The sequence below is a fragment of the Rhizobium sp. P1_C7 genome (assembly GCF_056406295.1).
In genome coordinates this window covers 37,051-59,781 of record NZ_JBFUAL010000022.1, presented here as the reverse complement: position 1 = coordinate 59,781, position 22,731 = coordinate 37,051, and the positions used below count along the sequence as shown (strand labels likewise).

16 protein-coding genes, 3 tRNA genes, 1 pseudogene and 1 riboswitch are annotated in these 22,731 nt (G+C 59.2%); of the genes and pseudogenes, 8 read left to right on the top strand and 12 right to left on the bottom strand.

The features are described from left to right. Positions 1 to 9 precede the first annotated feature (9 nt). From AC1D2R_RS26240 to AC1D2R_RS26225, 4 genes are all read right to left on the bottom strand, one after another. A complete protein-coding gene (locus AC1D2R_RS26240; RefSeq protein WP_007789655.1) occupies positions 10 to 594 on the bottom strand; it encodes a NuoB/complex I 20 kDa subunit family protein in 585 nt (194 codons plus the stop codon). Beyond that, complete coding sequence (locus tag AC1D2R_RS26235; protein WP_056537832.1) at positions 585 to 950, bottom strand: NADH-quinone oxidoreductase subunit A; 366 nt, start codon at positions 948 to 950, stop codon at positions 585 to 587. The genes AC1D2R_RS26240 and AC1D2R_RS26235 overlap by 10 nt, the downstream gene beginning before the upstream one ends. Positions 951 to 1,281: 331 nt before the next feature. Further along, positions 1,282 to 1,358 (bottom strand) — tRNA-Asp (locus tag AC1D2R_RS26230). A 48-nt stretch (positions 1,359 to 1,406) separates the two neighbouring features. Beyond that, positions 1,407 to 1,483 (bottom strand) — tRNA-Asp (locus AC1D2R_RS26225). 390 nt (positions 1,484 to 1,873) lie between these two features. Between AC1D2R_RS26225 and AC1D2R_RS26220 the strand changes: the two genes are divergently transcribed. The 3 genes from AC1D2R_RS26220 (at position 1,874) to AC1D2R_RS26210 (ending at position 4,147) form a co-directional block, all read left to right on the top strand. Next, positions 1,874 to 1,949, top strand: a tRNA-Val gene (locus AC1D2R_RS26220). Between the two features lie 360 nt (positions 1,950 to 2,309). Further along, on the top strand, positions 2,310 to 3,362 hold the full coding sequence (locus AC1D2R_RS26215) for a GGDEF domain-containing protein (protein ID WP_477971944.1): 1,053 nt from the start codon (positions 2,310 to 2,312) through the stop codon (positions 3,360 to 3,362). A 179-nt stretch (positions 3,363 to 3,541) separates the two neighbouring features. Further along, positions 3,542 to 4,147 (top strand): class I SAM-dependent methyltransferase, encoded by a 606-nt coding sequence (locus tag AC1D2R_RS26210; RefSeq protein WP_477971942.1) that lies wholly within the window; start codon positions 3,542 to 3,544, stop codon positions 4,145 to 4,147. A 6-nt stretch (positions 4,148 to 4,153) separates the two neighbouring features. Here the strand turns inward: AC1D2R_RS26210 and AC1D2R_RS26205 are convergent. Next, positions 4,154 to 4,554: pseudogene (locus tag AC1D2R_RS26205) on the bottom strand ((R)-mandelonitrile lyase). A 227-nt stretch (positions 4,555 to 4,781) separates the two neighbouring features. Here AC1D2R_RS26205 and AC1D2R_RS26200 point away from each other — a divergent pair. Next, positions 4,782 to 5,768, top strand: coding sequence for an aldo/keto reductase (locus tag AC1D2R_RS26200; RefSeq protein WP_477971940.1), 987 nt, complete (start codon positions 4,782 to 4,784; stop codon positions 5,766 to 5,768). 67 nt (positions 5,769 to 5,835) lie between these two features. On the opposite strand, the gene AC1D2R_RS26195 is transcribed toward AC1D2R_RS26200, so the two are convergent. From AC1D2R_RS26195 to clpP, 6 genes are all read right to left on the bottom strand, one after another. Further along, entirely contained in the window at positions 5,836 to 8,034 is a 2,199-nt protein-coding gene (locus tag AC1D2R_RS26195) for an esterase-like activity of phytase family protein (RefSeq protein ID WP_477971938.1), read from the bottom strand. 103 nt (positions 8,035 to 8,137) lie between these two features. Continuing rightward, positions 8,138 to 9,037, bottom strand: coding sequence for a DMT family transporter (locus tag AC1D2R_RS26190; protein WP_477971936.1), 900 nt, complete (start codon positions 9,035 to 9,037; stop codon positions 8,138 to 8,140). An 80-nt stretch (positions 9,038 to 9,117) separates the two neighbouring features. Beyond that, positions 9,118 to 9,266: riboswitch (FMN riboswitch) on the bottom strand. A 124-nt stretch (positions 9,267 to 9,390) separates the two neighbouring features. Further along, positions 9,391 to 9,666 (bottom strand): DNA-binding protein HupB, encoded by a 276-nt coding sequence (gene hupB / locus AC1D2R_RS26185; RefSeq protein WP_018900220.1) that lies wholly within the window; start codon positions 9,664 to 9,666, stop codon positions 9,391 to 9,393. 207 nt (positions 9,667 to 9,873) lie between these two features. Beyond that, positions 9,874 to 12,288 (bottom strand): endopeptidase La, encoded by a 2,415-nt coding sequence (gene lon / locus AC1D2R_RS26180; RefSeq protein ID WP_477971934.1) that lies wholly within the window; start codon positions 12,286 to 12,288, stop codon positions 9,874 to 9,876. Between the two features lie 415 nt (positions 12,289 to 12,703). Next, complete coding sequence (gene clpX, locus AC1D2R_RS26175; RefSeq protein ID WP_037063391.1) at positions 12,704 to 13,981, bottom strand: ATP-dependent Clp protease ATP-binding subunit ClpX; 1,278 nt, start codon at positions 13,979 to 13,981, stop codon at positions 12,704 to 12,706. 282 nt (positions 13,982 to 14,263) lie between these two features. Continuing rightward, on the bottom strand, positions 14,264 to 14,893 hold the full coding sequence (gene clpP / locus AC1D2R_RS26170; RefSeq protein WP_477971932.1) for an ATP-dependent Clp endopeptidase proteolytic subunit ClpP: 630 nt from the start codon (positions 14,891 to 14,893) through the stop codon (positions 14,264 to 14,266). Between the two features lie 383 nt (positions 14,894 to 15,276). On the opposite strand from clpP, the gene AC1D2R_RS26165 reads away from it, so the two are divergent. Beyond that, positions 15,277 to 16,527 carry a GGDEF domain-containing protein gene (locus tag AC1D2R_RS26165; RefSeq protein ID WP_477971930.1) on the top strand — a complete coding sequence of 417 codons (1,251 nt, stop codon included), beginning with the start codon at positions 15,277 to 15,279 and terminating at the stop codon, positions 16,525 to 16,527. A gap of 61 nt (positions 16,528 to 16,588) precedes the next feature. Beyond that, the gene (locus AC1D2R_RS26160; protein ID WP_477971928.1) at positions 16,589 to 17,833 is read left to right on the top strand and encodes a cytochrome P450; all 1,245 of its coding nucleotides are present in this window, start codon (positions 16,589 to 16,591) and stop codon (positions 17,831 to 17,833) included. A 92-nt stretch (positions 17,834 to 17,925) separates the two neighbouring features. Here AC1D2R_RS26160 and AC1D2R_RS26155 read toward each other — a convergent pair whose 3' ends face one another. Next, positions 17,926 to 19,260: a dicarboxylate/amino acid:cation symporter gene (locus AC1D2R_RS26155; protein ID WP_477971927.1), complete on the bottom strand. Its 1,335-nt coding sequence runs from the start codon at positions 19,258 to 19,260 to the stop codon at positions 17,926 to 17,928. 237 nt (positions 19,261 to 19,497) lie between these two features. On the opposite strand from AC1D2R_RS26155, the gene AC1D2R_RS26150 reads away from it, so the two are divergent. Then, complete coding sequence (locus tag AC1D2R_RS26150; RefSeq protein WP_477971925.1) at positions 19,498 to 21,360, top strand: sensor histidine kinase; 1,863 nt, start codon at positions 19,498 to 19,500, stop codon at positions 21,358 to 21,360. Next, on the top strand, positions 21,357 to 22,721 hold the full coding sequence (locus tag AC1D2R_RS26145) for a sigma-54-dependent transcriptional regulator (RefSeq protein WP_477971923.1): 1,365 nt from the start codon (positions 21,357 to 21,359) through the stop codon (positions 22,719 to 22,721). Before AC1D2R_RS26150 ends, AC1D2R_RS26145 begins: the two co-directional genes overlap by 4 nt. Positions 22,722 to 22,731 lie beyond the last annotated feature (10 nt).

Here is a 22,731-nt window from a genome sequence, read left to right as displayed (position 1 = left end):
TCCTCCGCCTTAGCGCTCGATCGTACCGGTTCGACGGATCTTCTTCTGCAGGAGCAGCACCCCGTAGAGCAGTGCTTCTGCCGTGGGGGGACAGCCCGGCACGTAGATATCGACAGGAACGACACGGTCGCAGCCACGCACGACCGAATAGGAATAGTGATAGTAGCCGCCGCCGTTTGCGCATGACCCCATCGAGATGACGTAACGCGGCTCCGGCATCTGGTCATAGACCTTGCGGAGCGCAGGCGCCATCTTGTTGGTCAGCGTGCCGGCAACGATCATCACGTCCGACTGGCGCGGCGAGGCGCGCGGAGCGACACCGAAGCGCTCCATGTCATACCGCGGACCAGAAACCTGCATCAGGCCTTCGACCGCGCAGCAGGCGAGACCGAACTGCATCCACATCAGCGAGCCCGTGCGCGCCCAGGTGATCAGATCGCGGGTCGACGTGACGAGAAAGCCCTTGTCGGCCAGTTCATCGTTGATTTCGCCGAAGAAAGCACTGTCGCTGCCGATTGGCTTGCCCGTTGCCGGGTCGATCACGCCTTTCGGATGCGGCGCGACGAGCGCCTTGTCGCTTTGGGCTACTCCCATTCCAGGGCTCCCTTTTTCCATTCATAGATAAAGCCGATGGTCAGCACACCGAGGAAGACCATCATGGACCAGAAGCCGAACCACCCGATCGCGCCGAAAGAAACGGCCCACGGGAACAGGAAGGCGACTTCAAGGTCAAAGATGATGAAGAGGATCGACACCAAGTAGAAGCGGATATCGAACTTCATACGAGCGTCATCGAATGCGTTGAAGCCGCATTCAAAGGCCGAAAGCTTTTCAGAATCGGGCGCCTTGTAAGCAACGGCAAAAGGCGCAATCAGGAGCGACAGGCCGATCACAAGGGCGATAGCAATGAAAATGGCGATCGGAATATAGGAACTGAGCAGTCCAGTCATCAGGTTCATCCCTGCTTGCCGGCTGCGCCGGGAGGCGCGAATGGGCATTTGCCCGGCAAGCGAACGTGCGTTGCAACAAGCCGTGGTTAGCGCAGCCGGAGCCACGGCGCAAGACTCTAGACGGTCAATTCGAGCAGTCGATGTGCGACATTATCAAGCAGATGCAATGATGTCGCGACAAATCCACAGAAGTTGATTCAAGTGCATGCCAGCCCATCGGATATTGCATGGCTTCAAGCGAAAGGCCGCGTACGCAGGAGACGCGCCAACCTTCGTCTGACACTTGCGTCGAAGACATCTGGCGGAGGAAAGTTCTGGAATTTGTAGAGAATGGCGCGAGTGACGGGGCTCGAACCCGCGACCTCCGGCGTGACAGGCCGGCACTCTAACCGACTGAGCTACACCCGCGCATTACGGACACGATACCCGGACCGCTTTTCAGCACTTGCTTTGAAATGGCGCGAGTGACGGGGCTCGAACCCGCGACCTCCGGCGTGACAGGCCGGCACTCTAACCAACTGAGCTACACCCGCATTCATTTCAAGCAATCCGGAGGCTTTCGCATCCTTGTCAAAGCAGGCTTGCCGCTTCGATGAGCGGCTAACTAAGGGGTTCGCATTTGAGTGTCAAGCAGGTTTGGATACAAAACGATGACAGTCCGCGATTTGTTTGCGAACGGCGAGAAGAGGTGAGTGAATCGGGGGCCTCTCATATAGGAACACCGCATCGCCGTTTTGACCAGCGGCGCAATCCCGCGGCCGCTTCCCCCGATTTTCCATAGCCCGATATGCGGGCAACAAAGACAAATGACGATGCGTATTCAAAAAAATCAAAAAATCTTCACAAACACTCTTGCGGTTTCCACGCGATCCGCATAGATCACGGCCACCAACGCGGCGGACCATACGGACCGACTTCGCGAAGGGCGATTAGCTCAGTTGGTAGAGCGCCTCGTTTACACCGAGGATGTCGGGAGTTCGAGTCTCTCATCGCCCACCATTTTTTCCCAAGTTTGTCGAGTTTCATCGATCCTCAGGTAGGCTTGCGGCTGTCTCACTGGCACCGCAGCTGTTGATGATTTTTTGCATTTACTTCGTCTTAATTGAGATCAGCTCATAATTTCCGCTTGCTTACCCGTCTGTGCATGACGCGCCGCGGTTATTTTCGCATTTCTTCGCGTCCCGGCAGGACCCCGTCTCAGGTCGTTTGGCCGAAATCTCGCATTTTAGCATGTGCCCGACGGCCGTTGTGTTGCAGTCTCTCCCCCGAGATTGCCTAGCAAAGCCACCGAGCATTAGACATTGGCGTAAAGCAATCGACCGTCAGTCGCGAACATGAAGTCGTTTTGGAGAGCATCTGATGCAGCCTACGGGGAATTCGACCACGCATGTAGCCTTTCGTGTTGCAACGATTATGCAGCAACTGGGAATTGAGGGGCTGCCACGAAACTATGAGCTCGTTTTTGAGGCAATGACGGGCAACAGCCCGGATCTCGCGCGCGAACTCAGATCGCTTGGCACAGCCAGAACGCAGGATGCCTTGGATAGGCTCGGCCGTCGGTATCTGCCGCATCACTACGAGGGCGGGTTGCTGGAGAGTCGCTCCGGCCAGGTCCGGGAGGAGCTGCAGAGCATCTTGACACTGCTGGACGCGGAAAAGTCGGCCTTGACCCGATACGGCACCGTGATCAGTCAGGCGGCGCGCGTATTTGATTCAAGCAATCCATCAGACCAGACCGCACTCCAGCAGTCGCTCAAATCGGTGAGCACAGCCACGCATGACCGTGAGGCCCAGAGCGCGATGCTCGCCTCCAAGGTCGTCGAGAAGTCTCAAAAGCTCGAGCAGGTGCAGCGTGAGGCAGCGGCTGCCGAGGCCGCCAAATTCACCGATGCCCTAACCGGATTGGGCAATCGGCGAATGTTCAACAAGGAAATGGCAAAAGTCTATGACAAGTCAGGGCTTCCCGATTTGTGCGGGATCGCCTTTGCGGAACTCGACCGATACGAGGCAATCACCGCCATACCAAATCTGATCGAACCGGTACTCAAGAAGATCGGCGCCCTGATCCAGCCGATGTTCGGTAACGAGGATCTTGCCTGCCGATTCGATCGCGGACGATTCGGTTTCATTTTTCGAACCGCCGACGAGACGGAGGTCATGCGGCTTGTCGATGGGCTTCGCGATCGGCTGAAGGGCATGCCCATCGTTCATCCTGTTTCAGGCAAGCAGGCCGCCCTCCTTTCATTCTCGGTCGGGATTTGCATGTCCAAACAGGCGCGTGCTGCAGATGCCCTTATGACATTTGCCGAGCAGGCGCTCGGTATGGCGAAGGCCTCAGGCGGCGACAGCGTTTCCGTTCACGGCGTTGCCAATATCTCCCACGTGCCGAAGGACTGGCTGATCTACAGATAATTGACACCAAATACCGCAACCCCGCGGTTTCTGATGTTCCACCTTTCTGAGCCCCGGGGGGCCGCGACGCTGTGCGAGCCCGCTGTGGCTAGCCAAGATCGGCCCGGGTTGGCTATAAGGGTCTGCGCCTGAGCCAGCATGGCTCGCCAGCCCACATTATCAGCATCCGAGACAGCATCATGAAAACACGCGAGGAACGGCAGGCACAACGGGCGAGCATGCCGCGAACCCAGCTTGCTGCCCACCACATGGAAAACGCACGATTGCTTCCAGACCGGGGCGAACTGCTCTATCGCATCCCGAATGGCGGCATCGGCGTAGAGGTGGGCGCCGCATTCGGAGAATATACGGCCGAGATTCTCGAAAAGAACCGTCCGGCCCAGCTTTACCTGATCGATCCGTGGAGCATGGATCGATACAGCTCCGGGCTTGATCGGATCCATACACAGTTCAAGCATCAGATCGAGGCCGGCCAACTGCATCTAATGCAAGGCACGTCACTCCAAAAGCTTGCGGAGTTCGAGGACGATTTCCTTGACTGGGCCTATATCGACACGGATCACTCGTTCGAGCTGACGTGGCAAGAGCTACTGCTGTGCGAGAAGAAGGTCAGGCACACCGGCAGAATTGCGGGTCACGACTTCTGCACAGGCAACACCGTCAAGCCAATCGTCTATGGCGTGGTCGAGGCCGTGACCAAGTTCTGCAGGGACTATGGCTGGCAATTCGAGTTTCTGACCGTCGAATCACACGCGCATTTTTCGTATTGCCTGAAGCGCCTTTAGACCGCCTCAGTCCTTTCCGGCGTACTGGTCATCGCTGACGTATTCCATCCAGTCGGCAGCGTTGCCGTCTAGGGTCTCCTGGATGGCAATGTGCGCCATTGCAGTTTGCCGCGCGGCGCCGTGCCAGTGCTTTTCACCAGGCGCGAACCAGACGGTATCTCCCGCCCGGATTTCCCGGATCTAGCCGCCCCAGCTCTGCGCCAAGCCCCTTCCCGACGTGACGATTAGCGTTTCTCCCAAAGGATGCGTATGCCAGGCAGTCCGCGCGCCGGGCTGGAAGGCGACGCTGACCGCCTCACCCGAGCAAGCTCCGGCGCTTCCATCAGCGGGTCCTGGCGGACGGCGCCCGTGAAGTATTCCGCAGGCGCCTTCATCGAAGGTCGCGATCCGGGAGATTTGGTCTCCATCGTCCTTTCCTTTGCGCATTGATCTGTTTCGCTCAGCCGAGCGCAAGGCATAGAACACAGCGTGGGTCACACAGAGTACGCTTTTCCCGTCGCCCAGGCGCACGCCAGCTTTTCAAAAATAATAAAGCGACGTGAACGGAATCGTGCCCCATCTCCCGCCGCAACAGCTTGCCCACCGACCGGCCCGCTGCTAGTGCCGGGTCAACTGATCACGCGGAGGGATTTCCATGAAGCAGCACTCTTTCGGCCACCTGCCCCACACCGTCACCAATATCGGCTTCGGTGCGTGGCAGATCGGCGGCGCCTGGGGCGATGTCAGCGAGGCGGACGGGCGTGCTGCGCTCAACGCGGCGCTGGATGCCGGCATGACCTTCATCGACACCGCAGACGTCTACGGCGACGGTCGCTCGGAAAAGATCATCGCCGACGTGCTGGAAAGCCGTGGCGGCGGGCGGCCCATGGTCGCAACCAAGGCCGGGCGCCGACTCAGCCCGCACGTGGCCGATGGCTACACCAAGGCCAGTATCGAGAGCTTCATCGATCGCAGCCGCGCGAACCTGCGTGCAGATTGCCTGGATCTGGTACAGCTTCACTGCCCACCGACGGATGTTCTCTATCGTCCCGAGGTCTTCGAGGGACTGAACGAACTTCAGAAAGCCGGCAAGATCATGGGCTACGGCGTAAGCGTTGAGAAGGTCGAGGAGGCATTGAAGGCGATCGAGTATCCGGGCGTCGTGAGCATCCAGATCATCTACAACATCTTCCGCCAGCGACCTGACCATCTGTTCTTCCAGGAGGCCCGCCGGAAAAACATCGCGGTCATCGCACGCGTGCCTCTCGCAAGCGGACTTCTGTCCGGCAAGATCACCAGCCAGACGAAATTCGCGAGTGACGATCATCGCAACTTCAATCGTCACGGCGAAGCCTTCGACGTCGGCGAGACATTTGCCGGCGTGCCATTCGAAGTCGGCCTCCAGGCAGTGGAGGAAGTGCGCAAGCTCGTTCCTGCCGGCGCATCGATGGCTGCCTTCGCGCTCCGCTGGATCCTCATGAGCGACGCCGTGACCGTCGTCATCCCCGGCGCGCGCAACGAAGAGCAGGCCAGGGCCAATGCAGCAGCGGCCCGCCTTGCGCCACTGTCTCATGACGTGATGGAAGCCACACGTGACATTTACGAGCGGCTTATTGCTCCGCATGTGCACCAGCGGTGGTAATCTCCGCGATCTAAACTGGGAATGGCCGAGTTCTACCCGGCCATTCTCACTTCCATCGGACCTGTTCTCAGTTGATGCCGACGAGGTCGACCGGGAAGAACAGTGTTTCGCCGGACGAGTCGTCAACGCCGTCATTGTCGGTTACCGCATAGGCCTTGCCGGAGGCGTCGAAGGCAAATCCTTCGAGCTTGTCGAGCACATAGCCGTTGGTAGCTGTTTTGAGTTCCCCCAGGAAGTCATGGACTTCGACCTTGCTGACGACCGGCAGCTCGCCACCAAGCTTGGCGGGCTTCAGGTCAGCGATTGCGACTTTATAGAGCTTCTTTAGCTTTGCGGTATCGCCGATGAGATTGTCCCGCTCGATGATATAGACGCTGCCGTCGTGGGCGGAGATCTCAGATAGGCCGATCCAACCCGCCGCGGACTTGTCGAGCGGGTAACGGACGGCGCCCCATTCCTTGCTCTTCGGCCTGTAGGACACGAGCTTGACGAAACCCTTCTCGTCGTCCTTCCATTCCCGCTGCACCGCCATCCAAAGTGTAGCGTCATCGCCGGAGCCGACAATCGTCACACCCTCGAAGCCGTAACGGATTTCGTTGTCCGTCAACTCCTTGGGCAGCGCGATCTCCTCCTTGATCTCTCCCTTCGGGTTGACGTGATAGAGCGCATGCGGCACCAGCTTTTCACTATTGCCTTCGGACGCGAGCCAGAACCAGCCCTTTTCGTCGACCGCGATGCCCTCGATGTCCAGTTTCTGGGCAGGCTGGCCATCGCGCTTGACGGTCAGAGCCTCGGTGATCACGGCCGGCTTCGTGGTGGCGTCGATCGTGTAGATTGTCGGCTGCATCCCGAGAACGCTATCGCTGACGGCAAACAAATGGCCCGGCTTTTCCGGCACCGCCGCTAGCCCTGAGAGAGCTGCAAAGCCCACCGGGTTGCCATCCTTCTCGGCAGCGACGATTTGCGGATAGGACTTTGCACCTTCTGCGAACTCGTAGAGCATGACATGCGAGCGCGGACCGCCGTCTTCCCCCAGGTCAACTTCATTTGCCGTGGCAAAGAGGTTGCGGGCAGGTATGGCGACGGCTCCTTCAGGTGAAACGCCGGATGGAAGCAACTGGGTGAGTTCAGGCTCCGCACCCGTGTCCTTAAAGACGCCGACGACCGAGGCGCGCTCGGCAAGCACAAAGAAATAGGGCTGGCCGCCGAAGGTCGCCGCTTCAAGGCCTTCAGGCTCGACACCCTTGGCGGCCGAACGCTTCTCCGGATAGTGACCGATGTTTGCGACCGCGCGCTCGAAGGACGCCCCGGATTCGTAGAGAGCCCTGCCTGTTTTGTCGAAGATCGTGAAGCCGCGCGAACCACCCTGGTAATCGCCTTCGTTGGCCACGACCAGACGGTCGTCGTCCAACCATTTTACGGCGTCAGGCTCGCGCGCAACGCCCTTCAGCTCGCCGGTGAACCTCAGCGCGCCGTCGCGCTTGGTGTCGATGCCGGCCAGATCGGTGCCGCCGGCGGTAAAGTGCGTCTTAACCTTGGCGGTCGTTGCGTCGATGATGACGATCTCGTTGTTCTCCTGCAGCGTCAACGCGATTTCGTTCTGACTGTTGAACGAAACGAACTCAGGCTCTGGATCTTCGGGTGCAACACCCGCGAGACCGGTGAGTGAGACATGCTGGATGGTAGCACAATCGACAGCCCCATTCTTAACCTGAAAGAGAACGAGGTCCCCCGCCGGCATTTGCGGAATCTTGCCCTCGTTAACCTCTTCGTCACGCTCGTTCTCGACGGCAATCGCACCAAGTGTCTTGTCCTTGTTGAGTGCGATGGAGTCCGGCTGTCCGCCGAGTTCGCAGGTGCCTTCGATTTTCTTCGACGCCACGTCCACGATCGCCAGACGGCCAGACGGTGTTGCCTTGCTCTTCGAGGTATTGACCGCGACCAGGGCCTTGCCTGCTGCTGATGCAACGGATGTCGGTTCACCGTCCATCATCAAGGCGCCACCAGCCTTCGGCGACGCGGCGTCGGAGATATCCACGAAGCCGATCGCGCCCAAGGGGCTGTCGCTGTAGATCAGCGTCATGCCATCATCCGTGGCGGTGACGATCTCCGCCGAAGTGGTCGAGAGCTTGTCCTTGTCGGCAGGCAGGTTGGACGCCACCGGAAAGGATGCGATGCGGTTGAAGACCGGCTCTGCGGTTGCCGGAAGGGCAACGGACGTCAGGAACACGGCAGCAAGCGCTGCCTTGCGCGAAAAGGTTGTCATGAAATCCCCCTGCGTCGAAATGTCGAACCCGTGCGTTGTGCGCGACGGTCGTAACAGCGGCATGACAAGAGCTGACTTTTTTAGCCGGCGGTCAGGCGCCGCGCTAGCGCTCGCGCTTCATCTCGGTTCGCATGATGAGAAGCGACGCGCCGAGAATCAACAACGCACCGAGCCACAGGTAGCCCGCCGGCGCGTACCCAAAGAAGAGCCAGCCGGCCAGAACATTCAGCGGCAGCTTGAGATCGTCGAATGGCTGCACATAGGCTGCATCGGCGGCGGCGTAGGCGAGCGTCAGGAAATACTGCGCCATGGCCGTTAGCAGTCCTGCGGCGAGGAACAGAGCCAACGCCAGCCCCGTCGGCACGCTGAACCCCGCGACGAGCGCAAGGCCGCCGTTGATCGGCGTCAGAAGGACCAGCAGCCACACCGTGATCGTCTCGGGTCGCTCTATGCCCGTTAGACTTTTGGTGATGAGCGATGAAGCGCCCCAGAGGAGAGCAGAGAGGATCGGCAGGAAGGCTGCCCAGGTGAAACCGTCCGACCATGGCTGCAGGATGATCATTGCGCCAGCGAAGCCTAATCCCGTTGCTGCCCAGCGAGCGGCGCCTACCTCCTCTCCAAGGAAGAGCCTTGCGCCCATGATGATGAAGAATGGCGACGTCATCACCAATGCAATCGCCTGCCAGATCGGCACAACAGCGAGCCCGGCAATCCAGGCCTGGACGCCAAGTGCCGCCAAGGCTACTCGGCTGACGTGCTGCCAAGGATAGCGCGTCCGCATCGCTGGGAGACCGACCTTCTTGAGGAACGGTAGCGAAAAAACGAGCGCGAATGCATACTGCCAGAAGGCCGTAGAAGCCGATGGAAATGCAAGCTTCATCGTCAGCCATTGCGTAACGACGTTGAGGGTCGCGAAGGCAATTCCAGCAAGCACCATCCAGCCAGCTCCCGCCACGGCACGCGATGCGGGAAGTGCAAGGGAAGTCTGATTCATGTCATTCATCCACACAAAAAGACCAACACAAATCAGGACGCATGAGCACAACGACCGACGCCAGGCAGACCCTGCCCTTCATGCGCTTTGCTCATTCTCTTTCATCCGGAAAAACCGTCGGCTCCGGAATCACACCGGATCTGCTGATCCCTTGCCGCTTTGACCGGCAAGGCGCTCGCGGGCTTGAGCAGATGCTCTTACCGCCGGTGGGGAGTCTCAACCCGCCCTGAGAACGTCCAATTGCGTAGTTCAGAGTCGCGGCGACGGCAAGGTCCTTGGAATGCGAAAAGGGTCCGGCTTGCGCCGAACCCTTCGAATGACTTGCGCTGCCGGTCTCGTTACCCGGCAGCCAAGAAAACCTATCAGCCGTTAACGGCTTCCTTCAGGCCCTTGCCGGGCGTGAACTTCGGCACGTTGCGAGCCGGAATGTCGACTTCTGCGCCGGTGGACGGATTACGGCCCTTGGTGGCAGCGCGATGGGAAACGGTGAAGCTACCGAAACCAGCGAGGCGAACGTCGCCCTTGCCCTTGAGTTCAGCCTGGACAACTTCGAAAACTGCATCAACTGCAGAAGCAGCGTCGGTCTTCGAGAGTCCTGCCTTTTCGGCAACTGCGGACACGAGTTCATTCTTGTTCATGTTTCCACCCCTTTCTAAATGGTTCGAAACGACTCAAATCTATAAGCTAGGCGCAGAATAAGGTTCATCAGGCCCGCCGAACCCCAAAGACCCTGCAACCAAAGGAAATGCAAGCGCCTACACGTGGTTTTCACAAAAAAAGGCTGGCGAAAACGCCAGCCTTTTCAGGGTTTTTAAGCAATTTGGCACGAATGTGGCAAACAGGGCTCAGTGAGCTATGGTTGCGCCCGTTTCATCGAGCCCTTCGACCGTCGCGATGACCGGGGTTTCCACCGTACCATCCCACTCGATCGGCTCCGGTCTGCGGATCAGAGCATGCTTGATCACCTCGCCCATGCGGGACACCGGGATGATCTCCATGTTATTTTTCACGTTGTCCGGAATCTCCGCCAGATCCTTGGCGTTTTCTTCCGGAATCAGCACCTTCTTGATGCCGCCGCGAAGCGCCGCAAGCAGCTTTTCCTTGAGCCCACCGATCGGCAGAACGCGACCCCGAAGAGTGATTTCACCGGTCATGGCCACATCCTTGTTCACAGGGATGCCGGTCATGATCGAGACGATCGCGGTTGCCATGGCGACGCCGGCCGACGGACCGTCCTTCGGCGTCGCGCCTTCCGGCACGTGCACGTGGATGTCGCTCTTGTCGAAGAGCGGCGGCTGGATGCCGAAATCGACGGCACGCGAGCGAACATAGGATGCCGCTGCGGAAATCGATTCCTTCATGACTTCTTTCAGGTTGCCGGTAACGGTCATGCGACCCTTGCCCGGCATCATCACGCCTTCGATCGTCAGCAGTTCGCCGCCGACTTCCGTCCACGCAAGACCCGTGACAACGCCGACCTGATCCTCGCGTTCGGCTTCGCCGTGGCGGAAGCGCGGAACGCCGAGATAGTCGTCGATGTTTTCGGCCGTGACATGAACGGATTTCGACTTGCCCTTGATGATCTCGGTGACCGCCTTGCGGGCGAGCTTCATCAATTCGCGCTCGAAATTACGAACACCGGCTTCGCGGGTGTACTGCTGGCTGATCGCCATCAGGGCATCATCGCTGACCGAGAATTCGTGCGGCTGAAGCGCATGTTCCTTGATGGCTTTCGGCAGCAGGTGCCGCTTGGCAATCTCGCGCTTTTCGTCCTCGGTGTAGCCGGCGATACGGATGACTTCCATGCGATCCATCAAAGGCGCCGGAATGTTCAGCGTATTCGCCGTCGTGATGAACATCACGTCCGAGAGGTCGTACTCGACTTCCAGGTAGTGATCCATGAAGGTCGAGTTCTGAGCCGGGTCCAGCACCTCGAGCAGAGCCGACGACGGGTCGCCACGGAAATCCTGGCCCATCTTGTCGATTTCGTCGAGCAGGAAGAGCGGGTTGGACTTCTTTGCCTTTTTCATCGACTGGATGACCTTGCCGGGCATCGAACCGATGTAGGTGCGGCGGTGGCCGCGGATTTCGGCTTCGTCACGAACGCCGCCAAGCGCCATTCGAACATACTCACGGCCGGTCGCCTTGGCGATCGATTGGGCTAGCGAGGTTTTGCCGACGCCGGGAGGGCCGACGAGGCACAGGATCGGACCCTTGATCTTGGACGCACGGGCCTGCACCGCCAGATATTCGACGATGCGTTCCTTGACCTTGTCGAGACCGAAGTGATCGGCTTCGAGGATCTTCTCGGCATTGTTCAGATCAGATTTGACCTTGGACTTTTTGTTCCACGGAATGCCCAGCAGCCAATCGAGGTAGTTGCGGACGACCGTCGCTTCGGCCGACATCGGGCTCATCTGCCGCAGCTTCTTCAGCTCGGCATCGGCCTTTTCCTTGGCTTCCTTGGACAGCTTTGTCTTGGCGATGCGCTCTTCCAGTTCAGCCATCTCGTCGCGGCCTTCCTCGCCGTCGCCGAGCTCTTTCTGGATCGCCTTCATCTGTTCATTCAGGTAGTATTCGCGCTGGGTCTTCTCCATCTGGCGCTTGACGCGCGAGCGGATACGCTTCTCGACCTGAAGGACCGAGATCTCACCTTCCATGAAGCCGAGCGCCTTTTCGAGGCGTGCCTTCACGCTGGTGGTTTCCAGCATCTCCTGCTTTTCGGTGATCTTGATCGACAGATGCGAAGCCACCGTATCGGCAAGCTTCGAATAATCATCGATCTGGCTCGCAGCGCCGACAACCTCAGGCGATATCTTCTTGTTGAGCTTTACGTAGCTTTCGAATTCGGACACGACCGAGCGGCTCAGCGCCTCAAGCTCGACAGGATCGTCATGCGGCTCCTCAAGCACATGGCCGAGCGCTTCGTAAAAATCTTCTCGATCCGTATAAGCGTCGATTTCCGCGCGTGCACGGCCCTCGACGAGAACCTTGACGGTTCCGTCTGGCAGCTTCAGCAACTGCAGTACATTGGCAACAGTGCCGACTTTGTGAATAGCAGAGGGTTCCGGATCGTCGTCGCTCGCATTGATCTGCGTGACGAGCATGATCTGCTTGTCGGATCCCATGACCTCTTCAAGGGCACGGATCGACTTTTCCCGGCCGACGAATAACGGCACGATCATATGCGGGAAGACCACGATGTCGCGCAGAGGCAAAACCGGATACGCGATGCTCGCAACTGACGTTTTCTTCGTCATTTTATTTCCTTTCCATCGTCCCGTTGCCGGGCTCTTCTGGCGCGGCCGATTTGGACCGGCCACACTCTCACTTGAGACACAAGTGGAGGTTCTGATTACGCTTTTCAAGCTGCGCCATGGCCCACGTCCCCCTGGACATGACAGCTATGCTACAACGGAACACCTGCACACTGGCGCGCCATGCTGGACCGGCGCTTACCATTTCCGAACCGGCTAAAATACAAGGCCGAAACACACCAACGGAATCATTGCATAATCGCGAACGGCGCATCAATTCGCAACGGCAACGCAGTCGGTTTCCGATCTCATCAGCAAGATTTATCAGCGCTGCGCACCGGTTTGCAAATAGAAAGGGGCTCGCCAACGGCAAGCCCCTAAAAATCACGGTTCGTATCGTAGAGATATCCAAAGCGCTTTACGCGGAAGCGTTTGCCTTCTCGTCCTGGCGATCTGCATAGATGTAGAGCGGACGCGAAGAGCCACGAACAACCTCGTCCGATATCACGACCTCGCGAACACCTTCCAGTGTCGGCAGTTCGAACATCGTGTCGAGCAGGATCTTTTCCATGATCGAGCGAAGACCGCGGGCGCCGGTCTTGCGGGTAATCGCCTTGCGGGCGATTTCGCGTAGAGCATCCTCGTGGAACGTCAGTTCCACGTCTTCCATCTCGAACAGGCGCTGGTACTGCTTGATCAGTGCGTTCTTGGGCTCGGACAGGATCTGTATCAGAGCATCTTCATCGAGGTCTTCGAGCGTTGCCAGAACCGGCAGACGACCGATGAATTCCGGGATGAGGCCGAACTTGACCAGATCTTCCGGCTCGAGTTCGCGCAACACTTCGCCGACGCGTCGGTCGTCCTGCGATTTGACGGTCGCGCCAAAGCCGATCGAGGTCTTCTCACCGCGAGCGGAGATGATCTTGTCGAGGCCAGCGAAAGCGCCGCCGCAGATGAACAGGATGTTCGTCGTATCAACCTGCAGGAATTCCTGCTGCGGATGCTTGCGGCCGCCTTGGGGGGGCACAGAGGCAACCGTGCCTTCCATGATCTTGAGAAGCGCCTGCTGAACGCCCTCGCCCGACACGTCGCGGGTGATCGAAGGGTTGTCCGACTTGCGCGAGATCTTGTCGACTTCGTCGATATAGACGATACCGCGCTGGGCACGCTCGACGTTGTAATCCGCAGACTGAAGGAGCTTCAGAATGATATTCTCGACGTCTTCGCCGACGTAGCCAGCTTCGGTCAGTGTCGTCGCGTCAGCCATAGTGAAGGGAACGTCGATGATGCGAGCGAGCGTCTGGGCAAGATAGGTCTTGCCGCAGCCGGTCGGGCCGACCAGCATGATGTTCGACTTCGCCAGCTCGACTTCGCCGTTCTTGGAGGCATGCGCGAGGCGCTTGTAGTGGTTGTGAACGGCAACCGACAGGATCTTCTTCGCCTGCCGCTGGCCGATGACGTATTCGTCAAGGACCTTGATGATATCCTGGGGCGTCGGAACGCCATCGCGGGATTTGACCATCGAGGATTTGTTTTCCTCACGGATGATGTCCATGCACAGTTCGACGCATTCATCGCAGATGAAGACTGTCGGTCCGGCGATAAGCTTCCGGACTTCGTGCTGGCTCTTTCCGCAGAACGAACAATAGAGGGTGTTTTTGGAGTCGCCGCCGTTGCTGCCGCTGACTTTGCTCATATCACTTTCCTTCCAGCACGCCGCATTTCAAGGTGAAATAACGGTCAACTCATTGGCCTGCTCCACTCTGGAGCTCCAGCCGGCCAAGGCCGTTAGGGGTACGAACCGGGCCCAGACTAGGCTGTCCTGGCTCCGGCGGCAACGAATTCCCCTTCGAAGCCGAATGCTACGTCATATAAATTCAACATAGCATTAATACTTGAGATTGGTTCACCCGCCACCGGCTTTATTCCCTTGTTCGATCACAAATGAGATAGAACTGTGGCGGATAGAACACCATCCCTAGGCAGCATCGCCTTCCATTTCGGCGCGAGACGTCAGGACCTTGTCGATAACGCCCCAGTCACGCGCTTCGACGGCATCCATGAAATGGTCGCGATCCAGCGTCTTTTCAACTTCGTCATACGTCCGGCCAGTGTGCTTCACGTAGACCTCGTTCAGGCGGCGCTTCATCTTGAGGATATCGCGCGCGTGGCGCTCGATATCGGACGCTTGCCCCTGAAAGCCGCCTGAAGGCTGGTGAACCATGATGCGCGAATTGGGCGTCGCGAAACGCATGTCCTTGTCGCCCGCGGCCAGAAGCAGCGACCCCATCGATGCGGCTTGACCAATGCAGAGCGTCGAAACGGCCGGCTTGATAAACTGCATCGTATCGTAGATCGCCATGCCCGCAGTCACGACGCCGCCCGGCGAATTGATGTAGAGCGCGATCTCTTTCTTGGGGTTCTCGGCTTCGAGGAAAAGCAGCTGGGCGCAAACGAGCGTCGCCATGTGGTCCTCGACCGGACCCGTCAGGAAAATGATGCGTTCCTTGAGTAGGCGCGAATAGATGTCGTAGGATCGTTCACCGCGATTGGTCTGTTCCACAACCATCGGCACGAGGGCCATAGCGGTATCGACTGGGTTTCTCATGTGCGTCCTTTGTCAACGTCTTTCCGGCCCGACGCCGGGAATCAAAGAAAATGCCTTACCCCTACATAGAACTTCCCTACCCTCCTCTTCAAGACGCGCCTATGCATAACGTTAAGAGGGCGGGGAGCCACGCGAAATAACTTGTGCCTTTCCCTAGGGGTATTGTCCAAAATGGTCGTTAATAGCGATGGGCAGGTGTGCACCCTCGCAGCTTTTCCCGGCAGCAAGATGAAGGAATGCTGAATCCGCCGACAGGCAGCCCGCGCGTTTACCTCACGGAAATCCTATCACCGGATAAGTGCGAGCGGGCGTCGATGAGTGGTCGGCGCTTAACGAAGTTGCCAGCTTCTTCGACGAGTGTGCGCCCAACAAGGGGTATTGCCGTGTTCAATGTTACGACAGGATTGGCCATTTGGTGCTCCGAGGCCATGACGCTTGCACTGGTGGCGTTCATGGCCTGGCGCCACAATGTCCGCAACAGAACCTATCTCTATTGGGGCATAGGCTTTTTGCTAAGCGCGGCCGGCTTTGCCTTGGTGGCCCTACGCGACCATATCCCCAACTTCCTCTCAATCGAAACAGGCAACGCCATCGCACTTTCAGGTCAGAGCGCGTGGGTTGCCGGCTATCTGGCGCTTTACAGGCGCAAGGCCGAATGGTGGATGCTACTGCCTCCCCTTGTCTGGCTCGCGGGTGTCTTCCTTCCATGGGTGAACGACGACTATGCCAACCGCGTCATTCTCTACAATCTCGCCTCGGCAACCGGGGCAACGGCTCTCGCCATGGCCGTCACGTCGACCAATTCCGGCGGTGACACTGCAAGGACCAAGCTTGCGGCCATCTTTCTCGTGCAGAGCGGCCTCTGCTTCGGTACCGCGGTGGCAATCGGGCTTGCCGCTCCCACGGACCAGCAGGCCGCCAACTACGCCGGCGCCGCCGCGCTCGGCACGGCATTCCTGCTGACGTTTGCCTGCGCGCTTACTTTTCGCGTGATCATGGAGCGGTCGGAGAGGCATCTGCGATTGCTCAGTGTGACCGACGCGCTGACGGGCGTCCTCAACCGACGTGGTCTCTTCGGACAATTCGAACCCGTCCAGACCAGGGCTTTCGACGAGAAGCGGCAGATAGCCGTTCTTCTGTTCGATCTGGACAACTTCAAGCGGATCAACGACCGATTCGGCCATCAGGCCGGCGACGCCGTGTTGTCGGCCTTCGCAACAATGGCACGCCAATACACTCCGGCAGGCGTCTTCGGACGGATGGGAGGCGAGGAGTTTGCAGCGTTCACGAGCGTCGCCGACCAAACTGAAGCCGAGGCTCTAGCGGAATCGATCCGGACGGAGTTCTGCCGGGGCCCGGTCAGCACCGGCAGCGCCATCATTCCCGCAACGGTCAGCATAGGTGTTGCGCTCGCATCGCCGATTGAAGCCAACATGGACAAGCTGGTTTCCGCGGCAGACCGTGCCCTCTACGCTGCAAAGGCAGCGGGCCGGAACTGCACCGTCATCTTTGGAGAAGCTGAGGCCGCCGCACCTGTGCCGACGGTGCCTGATCGCAATAGCGGCGAGCTCGTTCCAACGCTCGACGATCAGATCCACGCGCTTCGTCGGGTCGGATCGCTCTCCAGAGGTTGAACGAGACCGATCCGACGGTGCTACCTTTTCGAGGCTCGGTTAATCCGCTAAGCCTCGAAGCATGATGATACCGGCTTTTATTTCGATCGATTCCGCCACCCGCCGCGTCTCTCTCGACGCCGGCGATCCCGCTTTCTATAGCAACCCAAACGCCGCATACGCGGCGTTGCATACCCATTGTCCGACCTTCTACTGGGAAGAGCAGAAGCAATGGTTCTTTACCGGCTACGAGCATGTGAACGCGCTGTTGCGCGACCGTCGATTCGGGCGGCAGATACTGCACATTGCGACGCGCGAGGAACTCGGCCTGCCCGAACCGGACGACCAACTCGCCAACTTCGACCTTGCCGAGCGCCATTCCCTGCTTGAGCTGGAGCCACCCGAGCACACCCGCCTCAGAACGCTCGTCAACCGCGCCTTCGTGTCGCGGCATGTCGAGAAGATGAAGCCCGAGCTCGCCGAACTCGCCAACAGGCTGATCGACGACTTCGAGAAGAAAGGAGAGGTCGAGCTGCTTTCGGCCTTTGCCGACATCATCCCGGTGACGATGATCGCTCGCATGATCGGCATTCGGGAAGAGATGGGACCGCAGCTATTGAAGTGGTCGCATGCCTATATACGCATGTACCTCTTTGGCCGCACGAGGGAGGATGAAAAGGGTGCCGAGCAGGCAGCCAAGGAATTTTCCGACTATGTGAAGACCGTCATCGCCGAGCGCCGCGCAAATCCCCGCGACGACTTGCTGACGCACATGATCCACACCGAACACAAAGGCCTATACCTGACCGAGGAGGAGCTGGTCTCGACCACGATCGTGCTCCTGAATGCTGGTCATGAGGCAACCGTCCACCAGATCGGCAACTCCGTCCGCATGATCCTCGACAGCGGCTACGATCCGGCCGAGCTTTTCAAGGATGACGCCGCGACCGAGCGGACGGTGGAAGAATCGCTGCGTATCTGTGCGCCCGTGCATATCTTCCAGCGCTGGGCGCTCGAATCTGCGGAGATCGACGGTATTAAATTCAAGCGCGGCGACAAGGTGAGCCTTATCCTGGCGGCCGCCAACCTCGACCCTATGAAATTCACCGACCCGCTGACATTCAAGCCTGCGCGTAACGAAGCGCCCAACCTCTCATTTGGCGCCGGCATTCATTTCTGCATCGGTGCGCCGCTAGCGCGTCTTGAGCTCAACGTCGTGCTGCCGATCCTGTTCGAGCGGTTGCCGGGTCTCCGGATCGCGAAGGAGCCGTCCGTCAAGGACGTTTACCACTTCCACGGATTGGACCGGTTGGAACTCTGCTGGTAGGAAACAAAAATATCCGCGCTTCAGGTGAAGCGCGGATGTCTGATGATCCGATGGCCTCGACAATAAAACGGCCGGCCCTTCTTGCTGCGAGGTTACTCTGCCGCCTGCAGGACGGCCACAGCGGCTTCGTTTTCCTCCGGCAATTCGCCAGCCATTGCGGCGGCAAACTGCGTCTGGTCCAGTTCATTCTCCCAGCGTGCGACGACCACCGTTGCGACCGCGTTGCCGACGAAGTTCGTCAATGCACGGCATTCCGACATGAAGCGGTCGATGCCGAGGATGAGCGCCATGCCGGCAACCGGAACAGATGGAACGACGGAGAGCGTTGCCGCCAGTGTAATGAAGCCTGCGCCGGTAATGCCGGCAGCGCCCTTGGAGCTCAGCATCGCAACGAGCAGAAGCAAGATCTGATCAGCGAGGGTAAGCGGCGTGTCTGTCGCCTGGGCGATGAAGAGAGCCGCAAGTGTCATGTAGATGTTGGTGCCGTCGAGATTGAACGAGTAGCCAGTCGGGATCACGAGGCCGACGACTGAGCGCTTGCAGCCTGCCCGCTCCATCTTCGCCATGAGGCCCGGCAGTGCTGCTTCGGAGGAAGATGTGCCCAGCACCAGCAGCAGTTCTTCCTTGATGTAGCGGATCAGCGCCAGGATCGAAAAACCGTTGTATCGCGCAACGGCACCGAGGACGACGAGCACGAAGATCAGCGAGGTCAGGTAGAAGGTGCCAATCAGCATCGCGAGGTTGGCAATGGAACCGATGCCGTACTTGCCGATGGTAAAGGCCATTGCGCCGAATGCGCCAATCGGAGCCGCCTTCATAAGGACGGCCACCAGCTTGAATACAGGCGCTGTCAGAGCCTGCAAAAAATCGACGACTGGTCGTCCGCGGTCGCCGACCATGGCGAGCGCGATACCGAAGAGAACCGAGAAGAACAGCACCTGCAGAATGTCGCCATCGGCGAAGGCTCCGACGATCGTGTTCGGGATGATGTTCATCAGGAAGCCGGTTACCGTGGCGTCGTGCGCCTTCGCGGTATAGGCCGCAACGGCCTTGGCATCGAGCGTTGCCGGGTCAATGTGCATCCCGGCACCCGGTTGCACGATGTTGGCCACGACGAGGCCGACGGCGAGTGCCAGAGTGGAGAAAACGAGAAAGTACAGCATCGCCTTTCCGGCGACGCGTCCAACCTTCTGCAGATCGGACATGCCCGCGATGCCGGTCGCAACCGTCAGGAAGATGACCGGCGCAATAATCATCTTGACGAGCTTGATAAATGCGTCGCCAAGCGGCTTCAACGACGTGCCGATGTCGGGATAGAAGTGCCCCAACAGAATCCCCGCCGCTATGGCGCCGAGAACCTGAACATAGAGATGCCGGTAGAATGGAACTTTTTCGCGCGGCTGCGCGACCGGAAGTGATACACCCATAGTGTCCTCCATCAAGCCCCAAACCAAATTGGCCTCCCGGGGCGATTACGTTGCTCGATCAACAGCCAAGTGCTGTTTGCCGACACCTAGCAACGTGCATGCCATTTCGCCTTTGAAGACATATCCATATGATTTTATGTAGTATTTATCGGAACAACTTGGATGCCCCGACGGATGTTGCGCGGAATTCCGCACAAGTGATTTGACGAGCGTGCGAAACTGCGCACATCATGAACGATGACAACGCCAGCATCGATCCCGGAATCTCAGCTTGTCGCGGACGTCCGCCGGCGCTCTCGGCGCGTCTGGATCATGTTTGCCGCCCTTTCAGCGATTACGCTTGTCGCCGCGCTCGCAGGGGCGGAATTCTACGGCCGCCGGTCCTCGATCGAGGCGCTTGAAAGCCAGAGCCGGACCGATGCCAGTCTCAAGGTCGCACTGCTGAGAGCCGTTCTGGAGAGGCCACGCGCGCTGCCTCTGCTGCTTGCGGAAGACCAGCAGGTACTCGATGCGCTATCGTCGCCCCACGGCAATCCCGTCAACGTTTTGAACCGCAAGCTCGAGCGGCTGGTTTCAGGCACCCAGGCCGCCGTCCTCTACGTTATCGGCAAGGATGGGATCGCGATCGCATCCAGCAACTGGCGGGAACCGATCAGCTTCGTCGGCAATGACTACACCTTCAGAGAATACTTCCGACGAGCGATCGAACAGGGAACCTCTGAGCATTTCGCGCTCGGCAGCGTCAGCAAACGACCCGGCCTCTACATCTCGCGCCGTGTCGGCGCCGCCGCCGCTCCGCTCGGCGTGGTGGTGGTCAAGCTGGAATTCGACGGGCTCGAGGACGACTGGCGCGACGCACGCCGGCCCGTCTATGTGACGGACGACCAGGGGGTCGTGCTGATCACCAGCATTCCATCGTGGCGCTTCATGACAGCAGCTCCGGTGCCCCAAGAGGACCGTGCGGCGATCCGCAACAGTCTTCAATTCGGCGATGCCCCGCTTGCACCCCTCCCCATCATGCGCCCCGAAGTCATCAATCCGGAAGCCTCGCTCGTCTCGGCAGTTCTGCCCGGCAACGGCGAAGCCGAATATTTGCGCCTTTTTGCTGCAGTTCCCACAACACCGTGGCGCCTTGAATATCTCGTTCCAACCGACGCCCCGATCGCTTCCGCCGTGCGGGAGGTGCGACTTCTGACGCTCGCGGTACTCCTGCCCATTCTCGCGGTCGGCGCCATTCTCCTGAGGCGCCGTCAGGTCGCGGCGATGAGGATTGCTGTCGAACAGGCGATGCGCGAGGAACTTGAGTGGCGCGTAGCCGAACGCACGGAGGATCTGAGCCGCGCTCGCGACCGCCTTCAGGCCGAGATTGCCGACCATCGAAACACCGAGGCCCGGCTGCAAGTCGTGCAGCAGGAGCTCGTGCAGGCAAACCGGCTCGCAATTCTCGGTCAGGTCGCCGCGGGCGTCGCGCATGAGATCAACCAGCCGGTCGCCACCATTCGCGCCTATGCGGACAACGCCCGCGTCTTCCTGGAGCGTAAGCAGACCGATCCGGCGCGGGAAAACCTCGGCGCAATTGCCGCGCTGACGGAGCGTATCGGGACGATCACGGACGAGCTTAAAGCATTCGCCCGCAAAGGCAGAACGGCTGCTGAGCCGGTCGAGCTGCACGACGTCATGGATGGTGCCTTGGTGCTGCTTAAAAGCCGGTTCTCCGGTCAGCTTGAAGCGCTGTCCATTCGCCACCCGCCGCCAGGCCTAAGGGTCCTCGGAAATCGCGTTCGCCTGGAGCAGATCCTGATCAACCTTTTCCAGAACGCCTTGGAGGCGCTTGAAGGCCGCGACGATGCGAAGGTGGAGATTTCGGTCAACGAAACATCGAACGAGGTCGCGATCGCCATCGCCGACAACGGACCGGGGATATCGCCGGCGATCTTGAGTTCGCTTTTCACGCCGTTCAACACATCGAAGGAGAAAGGACTGGGGCTCGGCCTTGTCATCTCCAAGGATATCGTCACCGACTACGGCGGGCGCATCGATGTCTCCAGTGGCGACAGCGGCACCATTTTCACCGTGCATCTCGTGAAGGCGAAACCATGATCGAAGCGACCCCTATCTTCCTCATCGACGACGACAAGGATCTGCTTCGAGCAACCCGGCAGACGCTTGAGCTTGCCGGCTTTGTCGTTTCCGCGTTCTCGGCGGCAAGCGATGCGCTCGCGGCGCTTAATCCTGATTTCCCCGGGGTCGTGGTTTCAGACATCCGGATGCCCCATATCGACGGGCTGCAGCTTTTCGGCCGCGTCAAGCAGCGGGACCAGGATTTGCCCGTCATCCTCATCACCGGTCACGGCGATATTCCAATGGCCGTGAACGCCATTCAGGATGGCGTCTACGACTTCATCACCAAGCCGTTTGCAACAGACAGGCTCATTCAAAGTGTTCGTAGGGCAGCCGAGAAGCGACGCCTCGTTCTCGAAAACCGCGCCCTGCGTAAAGCCAAGGAGCAAGTTCGCGACGATCTGCCTCTGATCGGCCAGACACCGGCAATGGAACGGCTGCGGCACACCTTGCGGCAGATCGCCGATACCGATGTCGATGTACTGGTGACCGGAGAGACCGGCAGCGGCAAGGAGGTCGTCGCAAGTCTGTTGCATCAGTGGAGCCGCCGCGCAACGGGAAACTTCGTTGCACTTAACTGCGGGGCGCTGCCGGAGACGGTGATCGAAAGCGAGCTCTTCGGACATGAGCCAGGCGCCTTCACAGGCGCACAAAAAAAGCGCATCGGGCGCATCGAGCATGCAAGCGGCGGCACGCTGTTTCTGGACGAGATCGAAAGCATGCCGCCATCGACGCAGGTCCAGATGCTGCGCGTTCTCGAAATGCGGGAAGTCACTCCACTGGGCACGAACGATGTCCGGCCCGTCGATCTGCGCGTCGTCGCAGCCGCCAAGGTCGACCTCGGGGATCCCAGGCAACGCGGCGATTTTCGTGAGGATCTCTACTATCGTCTGAATGTCGTCACGATTTCAATTCCGCCTCTCAGAGAGCGGCGGGACGACATTCCGCTGCTCTTCGGCTACTTCGCCGAGCGTGCCGGCAAGCGGTTCACACGCGATGTGCCGGTTGCCTCAGCCGCGATCCATAGCCATCTGCGGGACCACAGCTGGCCAGGCAATGTTCGCGAGCTCTCGCATTTTGCCGAACGTTTCGTCCTTGGCGTTGAACAGTTTGGGGGCGGCATGTCGGCGCCGATCCCGGACCAAGGCGGGCCTCTGCCCCTTCCGGACAGGCTGGAGCGTTATGAGGCCCGCATTATCCGCGAGGCGCTCGATGCCAACAACGGCGACGTCCGGCGGACGATCGCCCAGCTGGGCATCCCCCGCAAGACTTTCTACGACAAACTCCAGCGCCACGGCATCGTACGTGCCGACTTTGCACCAGATGGGGACCGGACTTAACACGCCTCCA

Excerpts from the sequence above, each read along its gene's own strand:
- AC1D2R_RS26240 (WP_007789655.1), bottom strand. The coding sequence starts at position 594 with ATGGGAGTAGCCCAAAGCGACAAGGCGCTCGTCGCGCCGCATCCGAAA.
- AC1D2R_RS26235 (WP_056537832.1), bottom strand. The coding sequence starts at position 950 with ATGACTGGACTGCTCAGTTCCTATATTCCGATCGCCATTTTCATTGCT.
- AC1D2R_RS26215 (WP_477971944.1), top strand. The coding sequence starts at position 2,310 with ATGCAGCCTACGGGGAATTCGACCACGCATGTAGCCTTTCGTGTTGCA.
- AC1D2R_RS26210 (WP_477971942.1), top strand. The coding sequence starts at position 3,542 with ATGAAAACACGCGAGGAACGGCAGGCACAACGGGCGAGCATGCCGCGA.
- AC1D2R_RS26200 (WP_477971940.1), top strand. The coding sequence starts at position 4,782 with ATGAAGCAGCACTCTTTCGGCCACCTGCCCCACACCGTCACCAATATC.
- AC1D2R_RS26195 (WP_477971938.1), bottom strand. The coding sequence starts at position 8,034 with ATGACAACCTTTTCGCGCAAGGCAGCGCTTGCTGCCGTGTTCCTGACG.
- AC1D2R_RS26190 (WP_477971936.1), bottom strand. The coding sequence starts at position 9,037 with ATGAATGACATGAATCAGACTTCCCTTGCACTTCCCGCATCGCGTGCC.
- hupB (WP_018900220.1), bottom strand. The coding sequence starts at position 9,666 with ATGAACAAGAATGAACTCGTGTCCGCAGTTGCCGAAAAGGCAGGACTC.
- lon (WP_477971934.1), bottom strand. The coding sequence starts at position 12,288 with ATGACGAAGAAAACGTCAGTTGCGAGCATCGCGTATCCGGTTTTGCCT.
- clpX (WP_037063391.1), bottom strand. The coding sequence starts at position 13,981 with ATGAGCAAAGTCAGCGGCAGCAACGGCGGCGACTCCAAAAACACCCTC.
- clpP (WP_477971932.1), bottom strand. The coding sequence starts at position 14,893 with ATGAGAAACCCAGTCGATACCGCTATGGCCCTCGTGCCGATGGTTGTG.
- AC1D2R_RS26160 (WP_477971928.1), top strand. The coding sequence starts at position 16,589 with ATGATGATACCGGCTTTTATTTCGATCGATTCCGCCACCCGCCGCGTC.
- AC1D2R_RS26155 (WP_477971927.1), bottom strand. The coding sequence starts at position 19,260 with ATGGGTGTATCACTTCCGGTCGCGCAGCCGCGCGAAAAAGTTCCATTC.
- AC1D2R_RS26150 (WP_477971925.1), top strand. The coding sequence starts at position 19,498 with ATGACAACGCCAGCATCGATCCCGGAATCTCAGCTTGTCGCGGACGTC.
- AC1D2R_RS26145 (WP_477971923.1), top strand. The coding sequence starts at position 21,357 with ATGATCGAAGCGACCCCTATCTTCCTCATCGACGACGACAAGGATCTG.